This window comes from Streptococcus cristatus, from assembly GCF_001588905.1.
Classification (GTDB): domain Bacteria; phylum Bacillota; class Bacilli; order Lactobacillales; family Streptococcaceae; genus Streptococcus; species Streptococcus cristatus_N.
The window spans coordinates 20682-41588 of record NZ_LAWH01000020.1 but is presented as its reverse complement, the minus strand read 5'-3'; the positions used below and the strand labels follow the sequence as shown (position 1 = coordinate 41588).

Annotated in this window: 20 protein-coding genes; 5 read left to right on the top strand and 15 right to left on the bottom strand. The window is 41.8% G+C overall.

What is annotated here, in order from left to right; genetic code table 11:
* Nucleotides 1-18: 18 nt before the first annotated feature.
* Complete coding sequence (locus A0765_RS04505; RefSeq protein ID WP_005589722.1) at nt 19-204, top strand: hypothetical protein; 186 nt, start codon at nt 19-21, stop codon at nt 202-204.
* A 58-nt stretch (nt 205-262) separates the two neighbouring features.
* Here A0765_RS04505 and A0765_RS04500 read toward each other — a convergent pair whose 3' ends face one another.
* A complete protein-coding gene (locus tag A0765_RS04500; protein ID WP_257000811.1) occupies nt 263-661 on the bottom strand; it encodes a hypothetical protein in 399 nt (132 codons plus the stop codon).
* 262 nt (nt 662-923) lie between these two features.
* Nucleotides 924-2228: a surface-displayed alpha-enolase gene (eno, locus tag A0765_RS04495; protein WP_015604660.1), complete on the bottom strand. Its 1305-nt coding sequence runs from the start codon at nt 2226-2228 to the stop codon at nt 924-926.
* A gap of 184 nt (nt 2229-2412) precedes the next feature.
* Here eno and A0765_RS04490 point away from each other — a divergent pair, with 184 nt between their 5' ends.
* A complete protein-coding gene (locus A0765_RS04490; RefSeq protein WP_062004908.1) occupies nt 2413-2871 on the top strand; it encodes a DUF1694 domain-containing protein in 459 nt (152 codons plus the stop codon).
* Nucleotides 2868-3206, top strand: coding sequence for a nuclear transport factor 2-like protein (locus A0765_RS04485; RefSeq protein WP_062004906.1), 339 nt, complete (start codon nt 2868-2870; stop codon nt 3204-3206). The genes A0765_RS04490 and A0765_RS04485 overlap by 4 nt, the downstream gene beginning before the upstream one ends.
* Here the strand turns inward: A0765_RS04485 and A0765_RS04480 are convergent.
* The 9 genes from A0765_RS04480 to A0765_RS04440 all read right to left on the bottom strand — a co-directional run bounded on the left by A0765_RS04480 (nt 3203) and on the right by A0765_RS04440 (nt 14906).
* The gene (locus A0765_RS04480) at nt 3203-4324 is read right to left on the bottom strand and encodes a glycerate kinase (protein ID WP_062004904.1); all 1122 of its coding nucleotides are present in this window, start codon (nt 4322-4324) and stop codon (nt 3203-3205) included. The genes A0765_RS04485 and A0765_RS04480 overlap by 4 nt on opposite strands.
* A gap of 8 nt (nt 4325-4332) precedes the next feature.
* Nucleotides 4333-4980: a phosphoserine phosphatase SerB gene (gene serB / locus A0765_RS04475; protein ID WP_062004903.1), complete on the bottom strand. Its 648-nt coding sequence runs from the start codon at nt 4978-4980 to the stop codon at nt 4333-4335.
* Nucleotides 4981-5079: 99 nt separating this feature from the next.
* Nucleotides 5080-6804: a septation ring formation regulator EzrA gene (ezrA, locus tag A0765_RS04470; protein ID WP_062004901.1), complete on the bottom strand. Its 1725-nt coding sequence runs from the start codon at nt 6802-6804 to the stop codon at nt 5080-5082.
* A gap of 85 nt (nt 6805-6889) precedes the next feature.
* Entirely contained in the window at nt 6890-8839 is a 1950-nt protein-coding gene (gene gyrB, locus A0765_RS04465) for a DNA topoisomerase (ATP-hydrolyzing) subunit B (protein WP_061910407.1), read from the bottom strand.
* Between the two features lies 1 nt (nt 8840).
* Complete coding sequence (locus A0765_RS04460; RefSeq protein ID WP_062004899.1) at nt 8841-9419, bottom strand: HAD-IA family hydrolase; 579 nt, start codon at nt 9417-9419, stop codon at nt 8841-8843.
* A gap of 122 nt (nt 9420-9541) precedes the next feature.
* Entirely contained in the window at nt 9542-10090 is a 549-nt protein-coding gene (locus tag A0765_RS04455) for a DJ-1 family glyoxalase III (RefSeq protein WP_062004897.1), read from the bottom strand.
* A gap of 36 nt (nt 10091-10126) precedes the next feature.
* Nucleotides 10127-11359 (bottom strand): FtsW/RodA/SpoVE family cell cycle protein, encoded by a 1233-nt coding sequence (locus A0765_RS04450; protein ID WP_062004896.1) that lies wholly within the window; start codon nt 11357-11359, stop codon nt 10127-10129.
* Between the two features lie 12 nt (nt 11360-11371).
* Complete coding sequence (locus A0765_RS04445; protein WP_062004894.1) at nt 11372-12346, bottom strand: YeiH family protein; 975 nt, start codon at nt 12344-12346, stop codon at nt 11372-11374.
* A 115-nt stretch (nt 12347-12461) separates the two neighbouring features.
* A complete protein-coding gene (locus tag A0765_RS04440; RefSeq protein WP_062004892.1) occupies nt 12462-14906 on the bottom strand; it encodes a bifunctional DnaQ family exonuclease/ATP-dependent helicase in 2445 nt (814 codons plus the stop codon).
* Between the two features lie 132 nt (nt 14907-15038).
* On the opposite strand from A0765_RS04440, the gene A0765_RS04435 reads away from it, so the two are divergent.
* The gene (locus tag A0765_RS04435; protein WP_062004890.1) at nt 15039-15671 is read left to right on the top strand and encodes an MBL fold metallo-hydrolase; all 633 of its coding nucleotides are present in this window, start codon (nt 15039-15041) and stop codon (nt 15669-15671) included.
* A gap of 476 nt (nt 15672-16147) precedes the next feature.
* On the opposite strand, the gene ftsX is transcribed toward A0765_RS04435, so the two are convergent.
* From ftsX to prfB, 3 genes are all read right to left on the bottom strand, one after another.
* Complete coding sequence (gene ftsX, locus A0765_RS04425; protein WP_005589699.1) at nt 16148-17074, bottom strand: permease-like cell division protein FtsX; 927 nt, start codon at nt 17072-17074, stop codon at nt 16148-16150.
* A complete protein-coding gene (gene ftsE, locus A0765_RS04420; RefSeq protein ID WP_048763806.1) occupies nt 17067-17759 on the bottom strand; it encodes a cell division ATP-binding protein FtsE in 693 nt (230 codons plus the stop codon). Before ftsE ends, ftsX begins: the two co-directional genes overlap by 8 nt.
* A 54-nt stretch (nt 17760-17813) precedes the next feature.
* Nucleotides 17814-18909, bottom strand: a protein-coding gene (gene prfB, locus A0765_RS04415) for a peptide chain release factor 2 (protein WP_142325634.1) whose coding sequence is annotated in 2 segments (ribosomal slippage) — nt 17814-18836 and nt 18838-18909 — 1095 coding nt in all. Because the reading frame shifts where the segments join, the coding sequence is not laid out codon by codon here.
* A gap of 280 nt (nt 18910-19189) precedes the next feature.
* Between prfB and A0765_RS04410 the strand changes: the two genes are divergently transcribed.
* Entirely contained in the window at nt 19190-20050 is an 861-nt protein-coding gene (locus A0765_RS04410; RefSeq protein WP_062004883.1) for a metallophosphoesterase, read from the top strand.
* On the opposite strand, the gene A0765_RS04405 is transcribed toward A0765_RS04410, so the two are convergent.
* Nucleotides 20044-20835, bottom strand: coding sequence for a DUF2785 domain-containing protein (locus A0765_RS04405; RefSeq protein ID WP_062004882.1), 792 nt, complete (start codon nt 20833-20835; stop codon nt 20044-20046). The genes A0765_RS04410 and A0765_RS04405 overlap by 7 nt on opposite strands.
* Between the last annotated feature and the right edge of the window lie 72 nt (nt 20836-20907).

Genomic DNA, 20907 nt, shown 5'->3' with positions numbered 1-20907 from the left:
ATCTAAGGAGCATTCAAAATGAATCCAGTAGAATTGTTTAACCAAGTCAAAGAATTGATCGAAAAGAAAGATTTTGATGCAGCTAAGAAGTTTGTCGAAGACCACAAAGATGAGCTAGGCGAATACTTAGATAAGGCTAAAGATTTGGTCGCAAATTCAAAAGGTCTCAACGACGTCATCAACAAAGTTAAGTCTATTTTCTAAAATATTATTTAAAAAACTGTTGGATAAAATTCCAACAGCTTTTTTATTTGATTAGGCCTTATCTAGTCCATTTCCGATTCATAAAATCATGTAACTCTTCAAGTCGTTCTCTTGTCAAGGGTTGAGCAAGAAAAACGTCCTTATCGACATCTTTGTCCTTATTAAAATCATGTAAGTCAACCTTTTCATAAACCATCTTATTTGCATAAGCAAGTTGACCATTTACATAGGTCGTGATTTCTATATCACTTTCACTAAAAAATGCTCCATAATAATCTTCCCGAACCACTACTGTCTGCCCTTTTTCCTCAAGATAGGCATACTGAGTCACTGGAACATAAACTCTAAAAAGATAGCCAATTATAGGCGAAACCGCCAATAGCAACAAGCCTAAAGCAAGAGCAGGATAAAGAAGCCACCTATATCTTTTTACCAATAAATAGAAAGCGAGAAACAAAAAGGGAAAAGCAATCCATAGACTAAACTGAGGATACAAGAATATACTGGAGATTAAGAGGAATAAAAGAGTCACCAAAAATGCCAGAGACCATGATTTCCGCCTATAAGCTAAAAAGAGGCCTAGAAAGAAAATAATTAGAGCTAGCCATCCCTTGCTTAGAATATACAGTATAAAATAAAACACCCCAGAAGTCTCCCCTTATTTATTAAAAATCCCCTGAGTTAGCCTCAAGGGATTTGCTTCATTCCATTAGAATGAATTATTTTTTCAAGTTGTAGAATGATTTCAAACCACGGTATTCAGCAACTTCACCAAGTTGATCTTCGATACGAAGCAATTGGTTGTATTTAGCAATACGGTCTGTACGTGAAAGTGAACCAGTCTTGATTTGTCCTGCGTTAGTTGCAACTGCGATATCAGCGATTGTTGAATCTTCAGTTTCACCTGAACGGTGTGATACAACGGCAGTGTAACCAGCTTCTTTCGCCATTTCGATAGCGTCGAATGTTTCAGTAAGAGTACCGATTTGGTTAACTTTGATAAGGATTGAGTTAGCAGCGCCTTCTGCGATACCTTTTTCAAGGTAAGAAGTGTTTGTTACGAAGAAGTCGTCACCAACCAATTGAACTTTACCACCAAGACGTTCAGTAAGAGCTTTCCAACCATCCCAGTCGTTTTCGTCCATACCATCTTCGATAGTGATGATTGGGTATTTGTTTACCAACTCTTCAAGGTAATCGATTTGTTCTGCAGCAGTACGTACAGCAGCTCCTTCACCTTCGAATTTAGTGTAGTCGTAAACTTTACGTTCTTTATCGTAGAATTCTGATGATGCACAGTCAAATCCGATAAATACGTCTTTACCTGGAACATAACCAGCAGCTTCGATAGCAGCAATGATAGTTTCTACGCCATCTTCAGTTCCTTCGAAACGAGGAGCAAATCCACCTTCGTCACCAACAGCAGTTTCCAAACCACGAGATTTAAGGATTTTCTTAAGAGCGTGGAAGATTTCAGCACCCCAACGAAGAGCTTCTTTGAATGATGGTGCACCAGCAGGTACGATCATGAATTCTTGGAAAGCGATTGGAGCGTCTGAGTGAGAACCACCGTTGATGATGTTCATCATTGGAGTTGGAAGAACTTTAGTGTTGAATCCACCAAGGTAGCTGTAAAGTGGGATTTCAAGGTAGTCAGCAGCAGCACGAGCTACAGCGATAGACACACCAAGAATTGCGTTTGCACCCAATTTACCTTTGTTTGGAGTACCGTCCAAAGCGATCATTGCACGGTCGATAGCTTGTTGGTCACGAACATCGTAACCGATAATAGCTTCAGCGATAACGTTGTTCACGTTGTCAACTGCTTTTTGTGTACCAAGACCGCCGTAACGAGATTTGTCACCATCACGAAGTTCAACTGCTTCGTGTTCACCAGTAGAAGCTCCTGAAGGAACCATACCACGTCCGAAAGCACCTGATTCAGTATAAACTTCTACTTCAAGTGTTGGGTTACCGCGTGAGTCGAGGACTTCGCGAGCGTAAACATCAGTAATAATTGACATTTTGACTCTCCTTATTGTTTAAAATTATTTACTAGTCTATGATACCTCAAAAGTGCTTTTTTTTCAAGGAAAAACAGCAGCTTTGCTTGAAAAATCACAAATTTTAAGATGCAATCGGTTACATCCTATCTTTTTCTTAACAGTTTGAAAATCAGAAATCCTTTATTTATGATATACTAGAAATATGACAGATCTAAATAACATTATCATGGAAAAATCTCAGGGAAATGCTAAGCTCAATCCTGATGAACAGCGCAAATTTCTGGAAACTTTTGAAGAGCGGGTGATTGCTTACTGCTCTATTTCGGATGCTAATTCTTCGCTTCTAAAACAGCATTTTAAAGAAATAGTTGAGAACATCACTGAAAGCTACCATCCCGTCACAGTCAAAATATCGCCTGAAGTCATATCCAGCCAGCAGGTTTTCTACCTAAAAACCGCCAAAGACTTAGGCTGTGAGGCCACCATTATCTCCGCTTTTTGCCAATCCTCTCCTTTTGGTTTGGTGATCCATAGTGATCATCCTGTGACCGTTGAAGAAAAGGACTTGAGAAAGCAATTTGCCGACATCCTCTACCCAGCAGAGAGTAGACCATCTCCCCGCAAGAAAACTTCCCTTTGGAAAAAAATATTTCATAAATGACAAATTTAGAGAAATTATTTACCTTTTTCGAGGCGGAAAACCAGCGTGACTGGGACATTTATCAAACTTTTTTAGACGAGCATGTCGTCTGGGAGCTGCATGGAGAATCCCCAGAAATCATTCAAGGTAAAGAAGCCTACCTCCACAGGATACAGGAGGCCTATCAGAATAGTTCCGCACAGTTTTGTTGCCAATACTATCACAGCAATTCCGAGCAAAGTCGGATTCTAACAGTTTTGGTCAATGACCACGGAGACCTTTCCTGCGATCTATTTGAATTTGCAAACGGCTTAATCGTCAAAGAAATCGAATATTTACTGAAAAAAGCGGATTAAATTCCGCTTTTTTTGATGGCTAATAGGTTGCCAATATTGCAAGCTGTACGAACCAGATTTTCCCTCGCTTGAGCTAAGGTTACGTCCAAATCTGCCACTTGCGAGATAATGGGAAAAGCTGCATGGATATTCTCCGAAGGAAATGGAGGCAAATCATCAGCCAAACTGCCACAAATCGCAAGAACAGGAATCTCTTTTGGCGTCCGCCTTGCGATTCCAACTGGGGCCTTTCCTGCCAAAGACTGCTTATCCATGCGCCCCTCACCAACTACAACCAAGTCCGCTTCTTTAACCCTGTGGTCAAAATCTAACAAATCCAGACAGGTATCAATTCCTGGCACGACTTTCCCCTTGGCAAATGTGACCAGCCCTGCTGCCATGCCTCCTCCTGCACCAGCACCAGCTTGGGTGAAAATCTGCGGATTAGCCAGTTCATAGAACTTCCTCATTTCCTGATCGACAGATGAAAGAAGCCATTCAGACAAGCCTTTCTGTCGTCCAAAGATCTGAGTCGCTCCCTGCTGTCCACATAAAGGATTGGACACATCTGTCAAAATTTCGATGCCAATATTATTCAGGAAAGTTGGAACACGTTCCGCAGAAATTCGGGCAACTCTCCCTAAAGAAGAGCCGACAGGCCGCAGTCGATGATTGTTTTCATCAAAAAATTCATAACCTAAACCGGCTGCCATACCGATTCCACCATCATTCGTTGCCGAGCCTCCAACACCGACCAGCATCTTCCTGACTCCATTTTCGGCCAAATGAAGAATCAGCTCCCCCAGCCCTCTGGTTTCTAAGCCTAAAGGATTGCGTTTTTCCTTAGGAATTAAAGCCAGTCCCACTAAATCTGCCATTTCAAAAAGGGCTAGCTGGTCTTGTCTAGCATATTTCATTTCGACTGGCTGGCCAAAAGGTCCAGTTACCCAGTGACGAAACTTTTTTAGCTTCATAGCAGAAATCAAGGCAGCCACAGTCCCTTCGCCACCATCTCCGATAGGCAGTAAGTCAAAAGTCGCCTCTGGCAAGGCTTGGGAGAAACCTTCTTTCAAGGCTTCTGCTACCTGAACGGCAGACAAACTTTCCTTAAAAGAATCTGGTGCTAATAAGATATGCATCGTACCTCCTATTTTTCCTTCCCATCTAAAATATCCATTACTTGATAGAGGTCATAAACATTGATTTGATAGGGCGCTTGCTCTCTTACAATTGGCTTGGCATTAAAAGCAATTCCAATGCCTGCCGTTTGAATCATAGGCAAATCATTGGCGCCATCCCCCATAGCAATGGTTTGATTTAACTCCAAATTGTTTTCTTGAGCCCATTCTTTCAGCATCCGAACTTTAGTATCTTTGCTAACAATCTCTCCCGACACATGACCTGTAAGCAAGCCATTCTTGATTTCTAAGCGATTGGCCTTTACATAGTCAATTCCTAGCTCTTCAGCCAGTCTATCCACCGTTTCATGAAAACCACCTGACACCAAGCCAACCTTGTAGCCGCGGGCATGCAGCTCATCTACTAATTTTTTAGCACCAGGCGTGAAATGAATCTTGTCAGCTATCTGAAAAAAGATAGTTTCTGGAAGCCCCGCTAAAAGCGAAACCCTCTCCCGTAAGGCGGCCTCGAAATCCAATTCCCCGCGCATGGCTCGCTCGGTAATATCAGCTACTTGCTGCCCAACTCCTGCTTCCTCGCCCAGTAAATCAATGCCCTCTTCCATAATAAGAGTGCTATCTACATCCATAACCAATAAACCTGTGACCTGACTCATCTACTCACCTCATATTTTCTGTGATTTGTTGTATTATACAGGATTTTTAATAGCAAAACAAGCAAGATCGCAAAGAAAAAAGTTCCCGAAGGAACTTTCTTAGAAGCGAATATTTTCGCGTGTTTTTTCATATGAGTTGATGAAACGAGCTGAAACTCCAGGCTCAACAATATCCAAGGCCTTTGAAATAATTTCCAAAGATTTTGCATAATCAAATTCAACTTCAAAGGCATGAAGGGATTCATTGAAGGCTGCCTGAACATTATCATCGAAGGAACGATAACGGTTAGAGTATTGTAGCAACTGCTCTGTTAAGGTAGAATTCCGAACAATTCGATATGTCTCTTCTTCCAATTCATTCATTGTATTTGCCAGAATCTCTAACCAGCGGTTAACAGATTCAATATTCACACGAGTTGCCTCCAACTCTCTAGCCAGCTCCTCAATATAGTCGCTTGCTCCAAAGAAAATTGTTAAGAAGGACTCTGGAATACCCGGTAAATTACGTTTTTCCATAAATCGCTTAATCGTATGCAATTTATTGGCGTAAATCGTAACCTTTTGACAGGCATTGACATCGTCTTTTTCGATCTTTTCTAGCTGCTCACCAAGTTCAATCTGTTCATCTTCGATTTCTTTCAATCGGTCTTGAATAGCTTCCAACTCTTCTCTAACCAATGAGAAAGGTTTCTTCATTTCAGCTGTATCTTCAAGTGAAGAGTGTACCACTGCTTCTTGAGCAGATAATTCAGATTTCAAATCCTTGATATGATTTATTTCAGGTTCTGGTAGCAAGAAGGAATGTGATAAACGTTCCATTTCACTTTGAAGCTGTTGGTTATTCTCTTTAGTGTGTTCTAAATAGTCAGGAAGGTAGTTCACCAACTTCTCAACGACTTTATGAGCCTCAATTTCTCGAGTAAAGATAGCATACAGAGCATCGATTTCCTCTTGAATTTGTTCATTCTCATACAAGGCATTATCCAACTCCAAAGCTGCAAGATTTTCTTCATTTCGTTTCAAACTAGCACGAAGTTGTTGGAAACGCGCCTCTAAGTCAGTCTCAATAAAATGATAATTGGTTTCCAATAATTTACGGTAGCCAGACTCCAAATCTTCTAATTGATCTGGTAATTTCTCAGTCAAGTCTTCTACAATTGCTGGAACTTTTTCGACGATCTGTGTTAGTGCCAAGATACGATCTTCTGTTTTGTCTAAGATTTCTGCCGCTTCCACAGGATCCCCTGAAGAATTGAGAGTAACAAATTGAGAGAAATCAGACTCAATATTTTCCATTTGCTTCTGAATTTCTGCAAGAGCTCGTCCATAGGCGTCAGGATTGCTAGCCACAGTATGCTGCAAATTTTCAAATAGATCTAGGGCGTGTAAAACTCGTCCGCTATTTTTAGATTCTTGTTTCTTCAGATCTTCTAAAGCCTGACGAATCGCATGAATATCTTCACTGATTAAATCAATTTGGCTTTCAATATTTTCGATCGCGTGCTTGGCTTTGAGGAAACGGAAAGAATTATTGTAGCCCTCTGCCTCAAAGAGATTGTTCTCAATATCAGCAAATGAATTTAAAGAGAGATCTACCCATTTTTGATTCCATTCACGGAAAGTCACTTGACTTTGCCCAATCAAATGTAAATTTTTAACTTCTTCCACTTCATCATTCACGGGAAGATTGTAAAGCTCCTCTTTTTTCTCCTCCAAACTTCGAAGCTTCGCTTCATTTCGTTTTCTCATATAGATAGCAGTAAAATAGCCTAAAATTAATAGTGCTGCTACTACAATAATGAGAATAATCAGTCCATTAGACATATAAAACTCCTTCATTCTTTTACTAAAAAGCAAACATATTGATTATATCACAAATTCATTTGTAATGGTTGTTTTTTCTAACTTTTTAGACATCAAGTGTGCTATATACTGCATTTTTTTCGATAAAGTCACGACGAGGCTCTACACGATCTCCCATCAGCATATCAAAAATCTTATCAGCTTCTGCTGCGTCATCGACAGAAACTCGCGCCATCAGACGGTGTTCTGGGTTCATGGTCGTTTCCCACAACTGATGGTCATCCATTTCTCCCAAACCTTTGTAGCGCTGAATCGTCGGCTTAGAGCGACCTTCGCTATAGCGTTCGAGAGCAGCTTGCAGTTCTTCTTCTTGATTAGCACCTGGCTGGATGTATTCTTTTACCTCGCTGCCGACCTTGACACCGTAGATAGGTGGTTGGGCGATGTAGACATAGCCTGCTTCCAGAACCGGCTTCATGTAGCGGTAAATCAAAGTTAGGAGCAAAGTCCGAATGTGAGCTCCATCCACATCCGCATCAGTCATGATGACTAATTTATGATAGCGAGCCTTGCTAACATCAAAGTCAGCTCCAAAACCAGTTCCCATCGCAGTAAAGAGACTGCGGATTTCTTCATTAGCCAGAATCTTATCCATGCTGGCTTTTTCAACGTTGAGAATTTTACCGCGAATTGGCAAAATAGCCTGAAATTCACGGTTACGCCCAGACTTAGCTGAACCACCCGCTGAGTCTCCCTCCACGATAAAGAGTTCTGTTTCCTGTGGGTTATTGGACGAGCAATCAGCCAATTTTCCTGGCAGATTAGAGATTTCTAAACCAGACTTCTTGCGGGTTACTTCCCGAGCTCGCTTAGCAGCAATTCTAGCCTTAGAAGCCAAAATTCCCTTTTCAACGATTTTTCGAGCCACCGCAGGATTTTCCAAAAGGAAATCAGAGAAGGCTTCACTGAAGAGGCGATTGGTAATCTTAACCACTTCGCTATTGCCCAGCTTGGTCTTGGTCTGACCTTCAAACTGTGGGTTGGGATGCTTAACAGAGATAACTGCTGTCAGTCCCTCACGCACATCTTCCCCAGTCAGATTGTCCTCATTTTCTTTGAGAAGCTTATTTTTCTTGGCATAGTCATTGATAACCCGAGTTAGGGCTGTTCGGAAACCTTGCTCATGCGTTCCACCCTCGTGGGTATGGATATTATTGGCAAAGCTCATGACTGTTTCATGGTAGCCGGTCGTATACTGCATGGCCACTTCAACCGTAATATCGTCCATTTCGCCATCAGTGTAAATCGGTGTATCAAAGATAACATCCTTGTTTTCATTGATGTATTGGACATAGCTGGCAATCCCACCCTCATAGTGGTAATCCTTGGCCTGCTCCATTCCATCTCGCTTATCAGTGATGGAAATTCTGAGACCACGATTAAGGAAAGCTAATTCCTGCACCCGTTTATTAAGCTTCTCAAAGTCAAATTCTACTGTTTCAGTGAAAATCTCTGGATCTGGCGTAAAGTGAACGGTCGTACCTGTACGATCCGTCTCACCGATGACTTCTAGATCCGCGACTACATGACCACGACGGTATTCTTGGTAATGAATCTGGCCGTTTTTATAAACGCGGACATCCAGCTGAGTGGACAGGGCGTTTACAACGGAAGAACCTACACCATGCAGACCTCCTGAGACCTTGTATCCGCCACCGCCAAATTTTCCTCCTGCATGAAGGACAGTAAAGACGGTTTCCACAGCCGGGCGACCTGTTTTCTCCTGAATATCAACCGGAATGCCTCGACCATCATCAACAACTGTAATCGAATTATCTTTTTCAATAAAAACTTGAATGTGAGTGGCAAAGCCAGCCAAGGCCTCATCAATCGAGTTGTCAACAATTTCCCATACCAAGTGGTGCAGACCTTCCTTGGAGGTCGAACCGATATACATACCAGGGCGCATCCGAACGGCTTCTAAGCCCTCCAAGACCTGAATCTGACTGGCGTCATATTCTTGCGCTTGTATGTCTTGTTGCTTTTCTTCTGTCATGTTATTCCTTTTCTAGTTCAATATCTACAAATTCTTCAAGATTGTTCATATTATCAAAGAGATAGCAGCTAAATCCTGCCGCCTGACCAGCTTCGATATCAATCGGCCGATCTCCTATAACCAGACCAGACTCAATCTGGTACTTGTCTTTTAAATACAGCATAGACTCAGGATCTGGCTTACGTTTAAAACCATTAGCAGCCGTCATTACTTCTGTAAAATAACCACTGATCTGCGTCTTCTGCAAAATCTCTAACACCTGATCATCTCGGTGAGAAATCAAAAAATTTCTACCACCCTGCTGGATAATTTGTGCTAATAATTCTGAAGCTCCCTCAAACAAGATCGGATGTTCTAATTCCTTGGCCTCATTTGCCTTATAAGCCTTTAAAAACTCCTTGTTTCTAGGGGCAAACTGGCAGACTGCATAATCTGTTGAGACCTTGAGAGCCTTATAAACTTCATCATGACTCGCAGTCAGACCAAAGTCCTGCAAGGTATGGACAAAAGCTGCGGTTGAAGTCTCATAATTATCCAAGAGAGTCCCACCCAAATCCCAGATGTAATCTTGATAATTCATACCCTTTATTATATCATATTTTTTGAAAAAAAGGGCTTTTATTTATGATGAAATAGCATATTTTCATAGATTTTTCATCCAACTTAGACAGAAAAAATTCACTCGAAAATCGAGTGAATTTTTTACTTCTCAAAAACGTCTTTAAAAAGCATAGAACTTGCTAATTGGTCCGCATCTCCGCCTAACTGGTGAACCAACTCATAGGCAAAAGGCAGGGCTGTGGATGGGCCACGGCTGGTGATTAGCTTTCCATCCACGACAACGGTCTGCTTCTGATAGCTACCGTTCTCAATGTTGGCTTCCACTCCATCATAGCAAGTGAAGTTCTTGTCATTCAGGAGCCCTGCGCGGTCAAGGGCAATCGGAGCCGCACAGATAGCTGCGACAAATTTATCTTCTGCTTGAAATTCCTGTAGAACTTCCATTAGGCGGTCATCATCACGCAGATTTGTTGATCCTGGCATACCGCCTGGAAGAACAACCATATCATAGGCAGATAGATTACCATTCCAGACTTGATCGGCTGTGACAGTAATCTGATGAGAACCTGTCACAGCCTCCTCAAAACCAATCATATCACAGAAAAAGCCTGCGCGACGCAAGACATCGACAACGGTGAGGGCTTCAATTTCTTCAAAGCCATTGGCTAACATGAGAGCTACTTTTTTCATGTACAACACCTTTCTAGGATACAAGGTATCCACTTCTTATTTTATTTTTCTAAGTACAATTTTTTTACGAACAGGCGGAGTCACCGCATGCTTCTCCTCTTCTAGGCTATTTTGATAAGAGACAGACAGTAGGAGACCGATTCCGATGAGATTGCTGACGATGGAGGACCCCCCTTGGGAAATGAAGGGGAGTGGAATCCCTGTCAAAGGCAAAATCCCTGTCACAGCACCAATATTTTCAAAAATATGAAAGAGCAGCATCATAATGAGACCGGTCGAGATATAGGTGTAGAACTGATTGTTGGACTTAATAGTAATCTGAAGCATACGATGAATCAAGAACAGATAAATAACAATCACCAAACTCGAGCCAAGAAAACCAAAATCCTCCGCAATCACGGTGAAAATCATATCACTTTCACGGACAGGTACTAGAAGATTTGAGACATTAAATCCTTGACCTAGCAAACCACCACTTCCAATAGCAATCTGTCCCTGTGCCTGCTGATAAGTCACTGTCTGAGCATATTCAAACGGATGGAGCCAGGCTGAGATCCGATTAATCTGATAAGTCGGCATCCCCAAACCATGTAGAAAAGCACGGCCACCATTTGAAATAAAGATCAACATAAAGACAGTAAAAAGAAGGGATACTGTTAAGAAAATCGGTAGAATAATTTTCCACGAAACACCAGATAAGAGAACAATACCGCAGTAAATTGCAGCAAATACTAGGGCTGTTCCCAAATCACTCTGCAAGGCCAAAAGTAACAAAACCGGCAAGGTATATAATGCTAATTTTACAATCAAAAAGAGATCTAAAGCAATGGTTCGCTCATATTTTTTATTTTGCTGCAGAAACTTCACTACAACTCGCGACAGCATCAAAATATATGAAATTTTCATAAATTCAGATGGCTGAAAGAGGGTAACCCCACGGATAGATACCCAGTTTTTCGCCCCTGTAGAAGCCACTAAGCTCTCACTATAAAATACAAGCGGAAGAACCATAAGTCCTAAGCCTAGAATATACAGAAAAGGTGTCATCTTCCAAAGAAACTTAGTGTTAAAAAACATAACGATAAAGCTAATCAGAAAGCCTAATAAAATCCAAACTACTTGCTGACCAACAATCTGCAAGACATTATTTGGATAATCATGACTAACCGCTATATAAATAGCCGTAACTCCGATCGATAGTAAGAGCAAGACTGGTAAAAGCAAGCTGTAATCAATCCGAGACTCAAATGTTCTTTGCTGTGAAGGCATAATTTTCCTTTCTTACAAAAAATATTGGATAATCAAGCTAGAGACTGCGACGCAGAACCAAGCAAAAGCTCCGGTTAATAATGGTCCAGCTCCAGCTTCCTTGAACTGTTTGAATGAAACCTTGGCTCCAATCCCGGCCAAGGCCATAGCCATCAGCCATTGGGATAACAGCTTTGTGTAAGGAACTAGATTTGATGGAAAAATTCCCAAGCTGCTCACAACAGAAGCCATAACAAACCACAGAATGAACCAGGGAAAAATTTTCTTCAAGTCCACTTTTTGAGCTGACCGCTTATCTCGGACATATCGATAACCTGCAAAGATGAGGCAGACGGGTACAATCATCAGCGCTCGGCTTAGTTTGACAATGGTTGCCAAATCGCCCGCCGCTTGACTGTAAGTATAACCTGCCGCGACGACTGACGAAGTATCATTGATGGCCGTCCCTGCCCAAGTCCCAAAATAGGCATCGGACATTTGCATGAGATGCCCCAGAAAAGGAAAGATGAAAACAGCTAAAATATTGAAAAAGAAGATGGTTGAAATGGAAAGAGCAATCTCCTCTTCTTCTGCTTCTAAAATAGGCGAAGCTGCTGCAATAGCTGAACCACCACAGATTGCCGTTCCAAAGCCAATCAAAATGGTTAAAACACGTCTCATCTTGAAGAACTTCCCAGCTGCATAGGCCGCCAAGAAAGCAATCAAAATAGTTAAAATACTAATCTTCAGAGAGGACAAGCCCGTTGCAGAGACCTTGCCGATAGACATGGAAAAACCTAAAAAGATAATAGAATATTGAAGCAGTTTCTTTCCTGAATAGGTCAAGCCCGGCTGAAAGGCAACTGGAAGTTTCCATAAATTACTGAGCAAAATTCCTAAAATGATGGCAAACACACTGGATCCAATCAGTGGAAACCAATTTCCTAAACAAATGGAAACAGCCGCTATCGCAAACGATAGAACAATTCCTGGTAGATTCTTTTTCACGTCATAACCTTCTTCCTATTCTTTTCATTATAGCAGATTTTTGGCATCAGTAGCCGAGAAAATTTGCAATCATTTAGAAAAACAGCCAGATAAAATTGACTGTTTTCAAGCAGTTTTAGTCGAAAAATTCTTTTAATTCCTTTACAATATCCCGCTGCGACAGCATTTCTAGAGATGCCAGCTGGTTCAGATTTTGCTGGATCTGCCGACCGTAGCGCTTGGTTGAAATACGATTGTCCAGAAGAATAACCGCCGACTTCTGATGTTCATTGCGACGGGTTCGCCCCATGGCCTGCTTCAATCGTAAAATAGCTGACGGCAACTGATAATCGTAAAAAGGATTTTTGCCTTCTGCCTTCAGATGATGATTAATTTTTTGCACAAAGAAATCTTTGGGATTATCAAAAGGAATCCGCGTGATGAGCTGAATGATTTGCTCTTGCTGAGCAAAATCCGCTCCTTCCCAGAAACTGCCTGCTCCTAGCAAGATGGGTGCCTCTCCCTTGTCAAAACGTCGCTTGATATTGGCTGGCTCGCCGTTCTTATACTGGGCCAAATGTGGCAAGGTCAGCTGGTCTGAAGTGGCCAGCAATAAATCCTTGGAGGTAAAGAGAACCACCATCGGCAGATTCAGTGAAACTAAACTCTCCAAGCTTGCAACAATCCTATCAGCGTATTCCTGCGTTGGTAACTCCACCACATCTGGAAAATCTAGATCTAAAAAAAGTTTCTGTAGGGGCTTCTTTTGCTGAGGAAGTTTATAAAAATGATAATCCTCAAAGCCCAGTAATTGAGGCAAATTTACCTTGGAACTAATCTCTAAAGTAGAAGAAACCAAGATCACCTTAACTGTCTCAGGCAGGAAATCCTTAAATCTCATCAGTTCTGAGCGCCCAGCATGAAGCTTAATTAGCCGATGATCGGTCAACTGTTCTTCCGTCAGCCAATAGTATTGGTACTTGGTTGAAAACAATTCCCTGAGCTCTGGCAATAAGCTCTCATCCAGCTCAGACACATCCTGACGCAGCTTAGCTATCTTCTGTGAATCCAATTCACTGGTCTTATCCCGCTGCTTTTCGGCAGCATCTGCCAGTTCAAATTGGATGCTTTGCAAGAGGCGTTCTTGTAAAATCCGTTTTTCTGTCTGTAGAGCTTGACTGATAGTTTGCAATTGCTTGGTCAAATTGATACTGGCCTGCGAAAAACTTTCCAAGGCAAAAAACATTTTTTGAGCCTCGTCCACCACCAACATCCGATTGTCCAGCAAAGACTGGTCATCTTCTAGGCGCGTCAAAAGATAAGCATGATTGGTAATCACGACACGACTGCTAGCTGCCTTGGCCTGCCCCAGTCGCCAAAAATCCTCTTCATAAAAGAGCGAATACTTACTTAATTTCCCATCATGGCGTATCTGGCTAAAGTAAGACTCGAAACGATAAGCCTGACCGATTTCATTTAAATCACCCGTCTCCGTCTCTGTCAGCCAAACCAAAAGCTGCATTTTGCAACGATTAACAAGTCGATTATCATCCAAGACCGAGAGACTTTGATAAAAATAATCTAATTTCAGATAATTTTCGGGACTTTTGAGATTATGAAAGGAGATATGAAAGACTTCCTCTAAGAGTCGACCTTCTTTTTGTATCAGTTGATCCTGTAAAATCTTCGTTGGAACGGTCACCAGGGCTCTATCCTGACCATGAGCCAAAATGGGCAATAAATAACCAAAAGTCTTTCCAAGCCCTGTCTGGGCCTCCAAAAAGCTAGCCGCAGTCTGACTATGCGCCTCAGTCACATATTGCGCAAATGTCAGCTGCTCAGGGCGCTCGTCCAGCCCCAGCAGATAAAGATTTGTCAGAAAGTCCTGCGAAAGTTTCTTCTCAGGCGGCAAGATTTTCGGCTTTTTCAAAAAGATACCATGCGTCTCCTGCAAAGCCTGACCAGAATAGTCTGGCATCGACTGAAAAATCTCTTCGATCGCTAACCGTGACTCATAGATAAGACTATCGGAAAATTCCAGCACCTTCTCCAGCAAAGCCTTTGGCAGTCCTGCCATCTTTTCCTGGATTTTTAGAAATAACTGAGCTGTCGCCTGAGCATCTGCTAAAGCGGTATGAGCATTTTCCAGAGGAATCTCCAGAAGTTCGCACAGGTTCCCCAAGGCATATTTATCAAAAGTCGGATAGAAAACCTGAGCCAATTCCACCGTATCCACTCTCGGAGTCAGCAAGTCAAAGCCTTCCCAAAAGAGAGCTTCTGCCAATAGATTGGCATCAAACTTGACATTATGAGCGACAAAAATCGCATCCTCAATCAGCTCATAAACTTCACGGGCAACCTGTGAGAAGTCCGGAGCTTGGCGTAAGCGCTGATCATCCAATCCTGTCAGCTGTTTAATATGCTCATCCAAGTCCTCATGCGGATTCACATCTGTTTCATACGTTTGGCAAATCACCCCGTTTTCAATGATGACAATGCCGATTTGAATAATTTTTGCATTGCTGTTCGCACTTGTAGCCTCCAAGTCGATGACAGCATATTTATAGTTAGATTGTGTCATACTGCTATGATTATATCACAAATGCCAGCCTGAGACATCTGAAAATAAGCTGAGCCCCAAAATTAATTTTGTGCAAAATTTCTGCTTTTTTGTTACACTCTTTATTGAGAAAACATACGCAGAGGAAGCCCAATGAAAGTTCACAAAATTGTCAATCTCATCGCTTTTGAAAATACTTATATCCTTGAAAATGACCGTCATGTCATCGTAGTTGACCCCGGCAGCGACTGGCGAAAAATCCAACGCAAGCTAGAAGAAATCGCAAAGCCCATCACAGCTATTTTGCTGACTCATACGCATTACGATCATATTATGAGTCTGGATAAGGTCCGAGATAACTTTGCCAATCCGCCCGTCTATGTAGCTGAGAGCGAAGCAAGCTGGCTCTATACTCCGACAGATAATCTATCTGGTCTTGACCGCCATGCAGATTTGGAAGACGTCATTCTCAGACCTGCCGAACATTATTTCACTTATCACCAAGACTACCAACTAGACGACTTTCATTTCTATGCTGTTCAGACACCTGGTCATTCTATTGGAGGAGTTTCCATTATTTTCCCAAAAGAGCAGGTCGTCCTGACTGGTGATGCTCTCTTCCGTGAAACCATCGGCCGTACAGATCTACCGACTGGTAATATGGACCAGCTCCTTGCTGGCATCCGCGAAGAATTATTTGTCTTGCCCAAAGACTATCGCGTCTATCCCGGCCATGGAAATGACACAACGATTGGCCACGAAAAGAATTTCAATCCATTTTTCTAATAAACTAATAACGAGGCAGAAATCAAGACTGCCTCATTTTTTATCTAGTAAATGACTATTTCTATGTAAGAATGAAAAGAGGAGCTTTTAGAAAAAGTCAGGAAATTGCTCTAGAACCTGTCTTTCATGTCATGTCGCTTTTTGCTTAATATGATATACTTGGTTCATAGAAAACAAAGGATGGTCTTCATGATGGATAAAAGAAAAATTTTGTTAATTCTGCTGGCTATTTCAGCTATAATAACTCTCCTTGGATTATGTTTTTCTGCTTATAATTTTTATGTTTTTGACAAGCCTTTTCTAAACAGTACCACAAAAGGCCTCCTGTCTGCATTCTTTTTTACCCTCATCATAATCAGCCTTGGCCTATCGAAAACAAAGCGATAACAATAATTTATATTTTTAACACAATAAAAAAACAAACACCAAATGATGTTTGTTTTCAATCTGAACAGCCTTTGTAGGCTGTTTTTTTATTAAATCTTCAAGAAGCGTCTCATGGAGATGGATGAACCAAGTGAACCGATAAAGATTCCCAAGACTGATACAGCCCCAATCATAGCAGGGACAAACAAGTGTGGCTCAATCATGGAAAGATTTTGCGCAACGAGATTTTTATTCATGGTTTGATAGGCCATATTATAACCAAAATAAACTAAGACTACTGGTAAAACTGAACCTAGCAAACCGATCCAAGCGCCCTCAAATAGGAATGGACCGCGGATATAGCTATTTTTTGCACCCACTAAACGCATAATCTGAATCTCACGACTCCGTGAAATAATAGTAATCCGAATGGTATTGGAAATCAGGAAGACTGCAATAAAGATGAGCAAGCCTGCCCCTACCAGTCCCCATACTCGGATAAAATCAGATAAGGCAAACAGTTTTTGCGTATTAGCTCCACCATCCTGCACTTCCGAAACGCCTTCCAGTTTCTTGGCTTCTGCCGCAACAGAATCTACGTATTTATGCTCTGTCGTATCGACAATGTAAGCATCATAAAGTGGGTTTGAATCTCCCTCAAAGACCTTCCATTCACTTCCCATTGTCTCTGTCAGCTTTTCATACTGTTCTTCTTTACTTGAGTAAGTAACCTTTGAGACATGATCCATCGAAGTTAGGGCGTCATAAATCTTATGGTAATCATTATTTTTAACGGTCTGACCTTCTTTAACGATTGTTTTGCTGTTGTCAGCGATGTCTTTACGCATATAGACAACAATACGAACGTTGTTTGAAATATCAGACGCTAGCTTTGCGGTATTTAAAATAACAGAGGCAAAGATAGCAACTAAACTGAGAGTAATCGTAACTGAACTCACAGCTGCGACTGTCATCCAACCATTCCGCTTAAGGCTCTTAAGCGATTCAATCAAATGACGGAAAAACCTTCTAATCATCGTATCCGTATTCTCCTTCCGCCTCATCACGCACCACACGACCATTTTCGATAGCAATGACGCGGTGACGTAGGGTATTTACAATCTGACTATTGTGAGTCGCCATCAGGACTGTAGTTCCTTGCAGATTAATGCGCTCCAGCAAATTCATGATTTCCCATGAATTATCTGGGTCCAAGTTACCAGTCGGCTCGTCAGCAATCAAGACCTGGGGATTGTTAACAATGGCACGCGCGATCGCAATCCGCTGCTGTTCTCCCCCTGATAACTCATTCGGGAAGGAACGAACCTTGTGCTTAAGACCAACCAGATCCAAAACTTCCATGACGCGTTTCTTGATATTTCTACGACGCTCACCGATAACTTCCATAGCATAGGCAATATTCTCATAAACGGTCTTCTTAGGAAGTAATTTATAGTCTTGGAAAACCACTCCAACTCTACGACGTAGCATTGGAATATCCCGTTTCTTGATTTTTCCCAAGTTAAACCCTGCTACAGCAAGGCTTCCTTTATCGATTTTAATTTCACGATAGAGGAGTCTAATAAAGGTTGATTTTCCTGCTCCTGATGGTCCTACAATATAGGCAAATTCACCTGGTTCGATACGTATAGATACACCACGTAGAGCAGTTGTCCCGTTGTCATACTTTTTAACAACGTCTTTCATTTCAATCATTGACATGAATTAGTACAATTCCTTTCATCAGAGTTTTTATCTAGCGATTTCACTCTGTTTTTAGTTGAGTCTCCATTTTAAATAGGCATCAATAAAGCCGTCTAAGTCTCCGTCCATAACCTTATCTACCTGAGCTACCTCATAGCTGGTTCGATGATCTTTGACCATGGTATAAGGAGTGAAGACATAAGAACGAATCTGACTGCCCCAAGAAATCTCTTTTTTATCTCCCTTGAGCGAGTCGACTTCTGCTGCTTTTTTCTCTTGCTCCAACTGATAGAGCTTAGCCTGCAACATTTTCATAGCCCGGTCACGGTTGCCATACTGGGTCCGGTCAACGGTAGACTGTACGACAATTCCTGTCGGAATATGGGTCAATCGCACACCAGTTGATACTTTATTGACGTTCTGTCCGCCGGCTCCGCCTGAACGGAAAGTATCCATCTTAATGTCATCATCACGGACTTCTACTTCAATAGTATCGTCCAACTCTGGCATAACCTCTACTGAGGTAAAGGAAGTATGACGACGTTTCGCCGAGTCAAATGGCGAAATCCGAACCAAGCGGTGAACGCCCATTTCTGACTTGAGTAAACCGTAAGCATGCGGCCCTTCAAATGAAAGGGTTACTGACTTAATCCCAGCCTCATCGCCAGCTTGATAATCTAAAACTTCTACTTTGAAGCCCTTGGCATTGCCGAAGCGCGTGTACATCCGCAACAGCATATCGCCCCAATCCTGAGCCTCTGTACCACCAGATCCTGGGTGAATTTCAAGAATGGCGTTGTTATTATCATAAGGCTCTGACAGCAAGAGAGTCATCTCATAGCTGGTCATCATTTTCTCAAGCTCGGTTAACTTTTCTTCCAACTCTTCTTGAACCGAGTCGTCCTCAGCCAGAAAATCAAGCAAGATTTCCGATTCATCAAAAAGCTCGGTCATCTGATGAAAATTTTCATAAGTTTGCTTGAGTTCATTGAGCTCTTGAGATGTCCTCTGGGCTGCAATATTATCATCCCAAAAGTCGGGTTCTGTCATCTTATTTTCTAAGATGGCAATTTCTTCTTCCAGACCTTCTAAGTCAAAGAGACCCCCTGAAAGAAGCTAATTTTTCACGATTTGCGTCAATCTTTTGACGAATTTCTGAAATGTCCATAAATACCTCTTTTCATATATCGTTTTATTATAACACATTTTCAGACATTTGCCTAATCGGATAATGAAGCACCTTCATTTTATACAATTTTTAATGGATAGGCAAGAATGGGAGCGGCTTGTTACGGAATTGTTAAAAAAGTAATATAATGACATGGGGTTGGAAAAATTATTCTGGATTACAAGGTTTTAATAATCTATTAGGTATTCGAATAGAGGTAAGGCTCTCCATAAGACGCTTAAATATTTCCAAGTTTTGAAAAATGTGCTAGACTAAAGCCATGATAAGAATCGGATTTATGAGCGACCTCCATCTGGACTCCAATCAGTTTGGAGATTTCGAGCAGCAAATTCTTCGCCAGCTTTTAAAAGAGGTGCAAATTGACCACCTACACATTGCAGGAGATTTGTCCAACGATCTGAACAAGATCAGTCTGCCCTTTCTTGAAACTTTGAAGCAAGAGATTCCCATTTCTTTTAATCTGGGAAACCACGATATGCTGGGACTTTCTGAGCAAGAAATTTCAAACTATGATTTTCAGGTCCAGCAGTTCGGACAAACCAAGCTCGTCAGCTTTTCTGGCTGGTATGACTATAGCTTTGTTCCAGAAAAAAGTAAGGAAGAGCATCTGAGAACCAAAACCAATTTCTGGTTTGACCGCAGATTGGAGCGTCAACTCGACGACCCTTGCATTACAGCTCAGACGCTGCAAGAGTTGGAAAAACTGCTGATGACTTTAGATGGTCCCATTATTGTCGCTCTGCATTTTGTCCCCCATCAAGATTTTCTATACGACCACCCCTACTTCCAGCGCTTCAACGCCTTCCTAGGAAGCCAAGCTTTTCATCGCCTCTTTGTCAAATACAAGGTGAAAGAGGTGGTTTTTGGTCATCTCCATCACCGACATCAAAGCCGTGTCATCGAAGGTGTCCGCTACCATATGCGTCCTCTAGGCTACATCCGCGAATGGGAACTGACTCGGAACTTTTTTAATGACTTTCCTCAGTATAAGATTCCCCAGATGTACCGCCTGCACAAGCGTTATAATGCTGTTAAAGATTTAGTCGAATTTCGAGACTATAAGAAAAAACACCTGGCAGACGAACTGCGAGATGCTTTAACGATGATTGAAGTTCAGTAATGGAAATGTTGAATAGCAGTTCTCAGCTCATCTGAGAGCTGTTTTTTGCTATCCAACTGCACATAGACTTCTAATAAACAGGAGCGAAAATTGGAAAAAGCAATGAAGTCTTGCTTGCTTTCCAATGGGAAATTCTGTGATTGAAGCCACAGTCTGAATTCATGCTGCGACAGTTTTTCCTTTAAAACAGCTTGATAGAGCACCTGGGCTAAGCGCCAGTCCTCATCATTTCCGAAACGGACCGAAACTCTTTTAAACACTTGATAAATGACCTCTAAAACCTCTGGCATCCTACTGGAGGGAAAGTCCGGATGACAAGCCACTTCTGTCAATAAGTCTGCTCCATGAGCGAAGGCATGAACCCAACCGTATTTCCTGGAGTAACCTCTTGTGTCTCTTTCTACTGACAAATAGCTTAGCCCCTTATCTAGTAAATAGGTTCTTTCTTGTACTGATAAAGCCTGATAATACAAAGAGTTTGGATTACCATCACAGTTTAAGAGATTAGCGTAAAGCAAAGCCGTGAAGGAACGTGTTAAGGTGGCTTGACCATTTTCGTCACTCTTGTAAAAAAGTCCTTGTCTTTTGACTGCTTCTTGAGCCAAGAAACGAAACTGTTCAGCTGAAAACAAGTCATCCTGAAGTCCCCTTGCCAGGGACGAAAAGGCTAACTCATCACGGATTGTCACTTCTGGATGACCAATATGATCCAGTAACCACAAGATTTCTTCCTCACAATATAAAGGAGAAGCTTCTTCCAACTTCTTTCGTAAGTTTTGATACATACTTTCACCGTCCTTTCGAGTTGAACTCTTTGAAGTTGATTATAACCCCTTGTACGCAAAAAAGCCATCCGC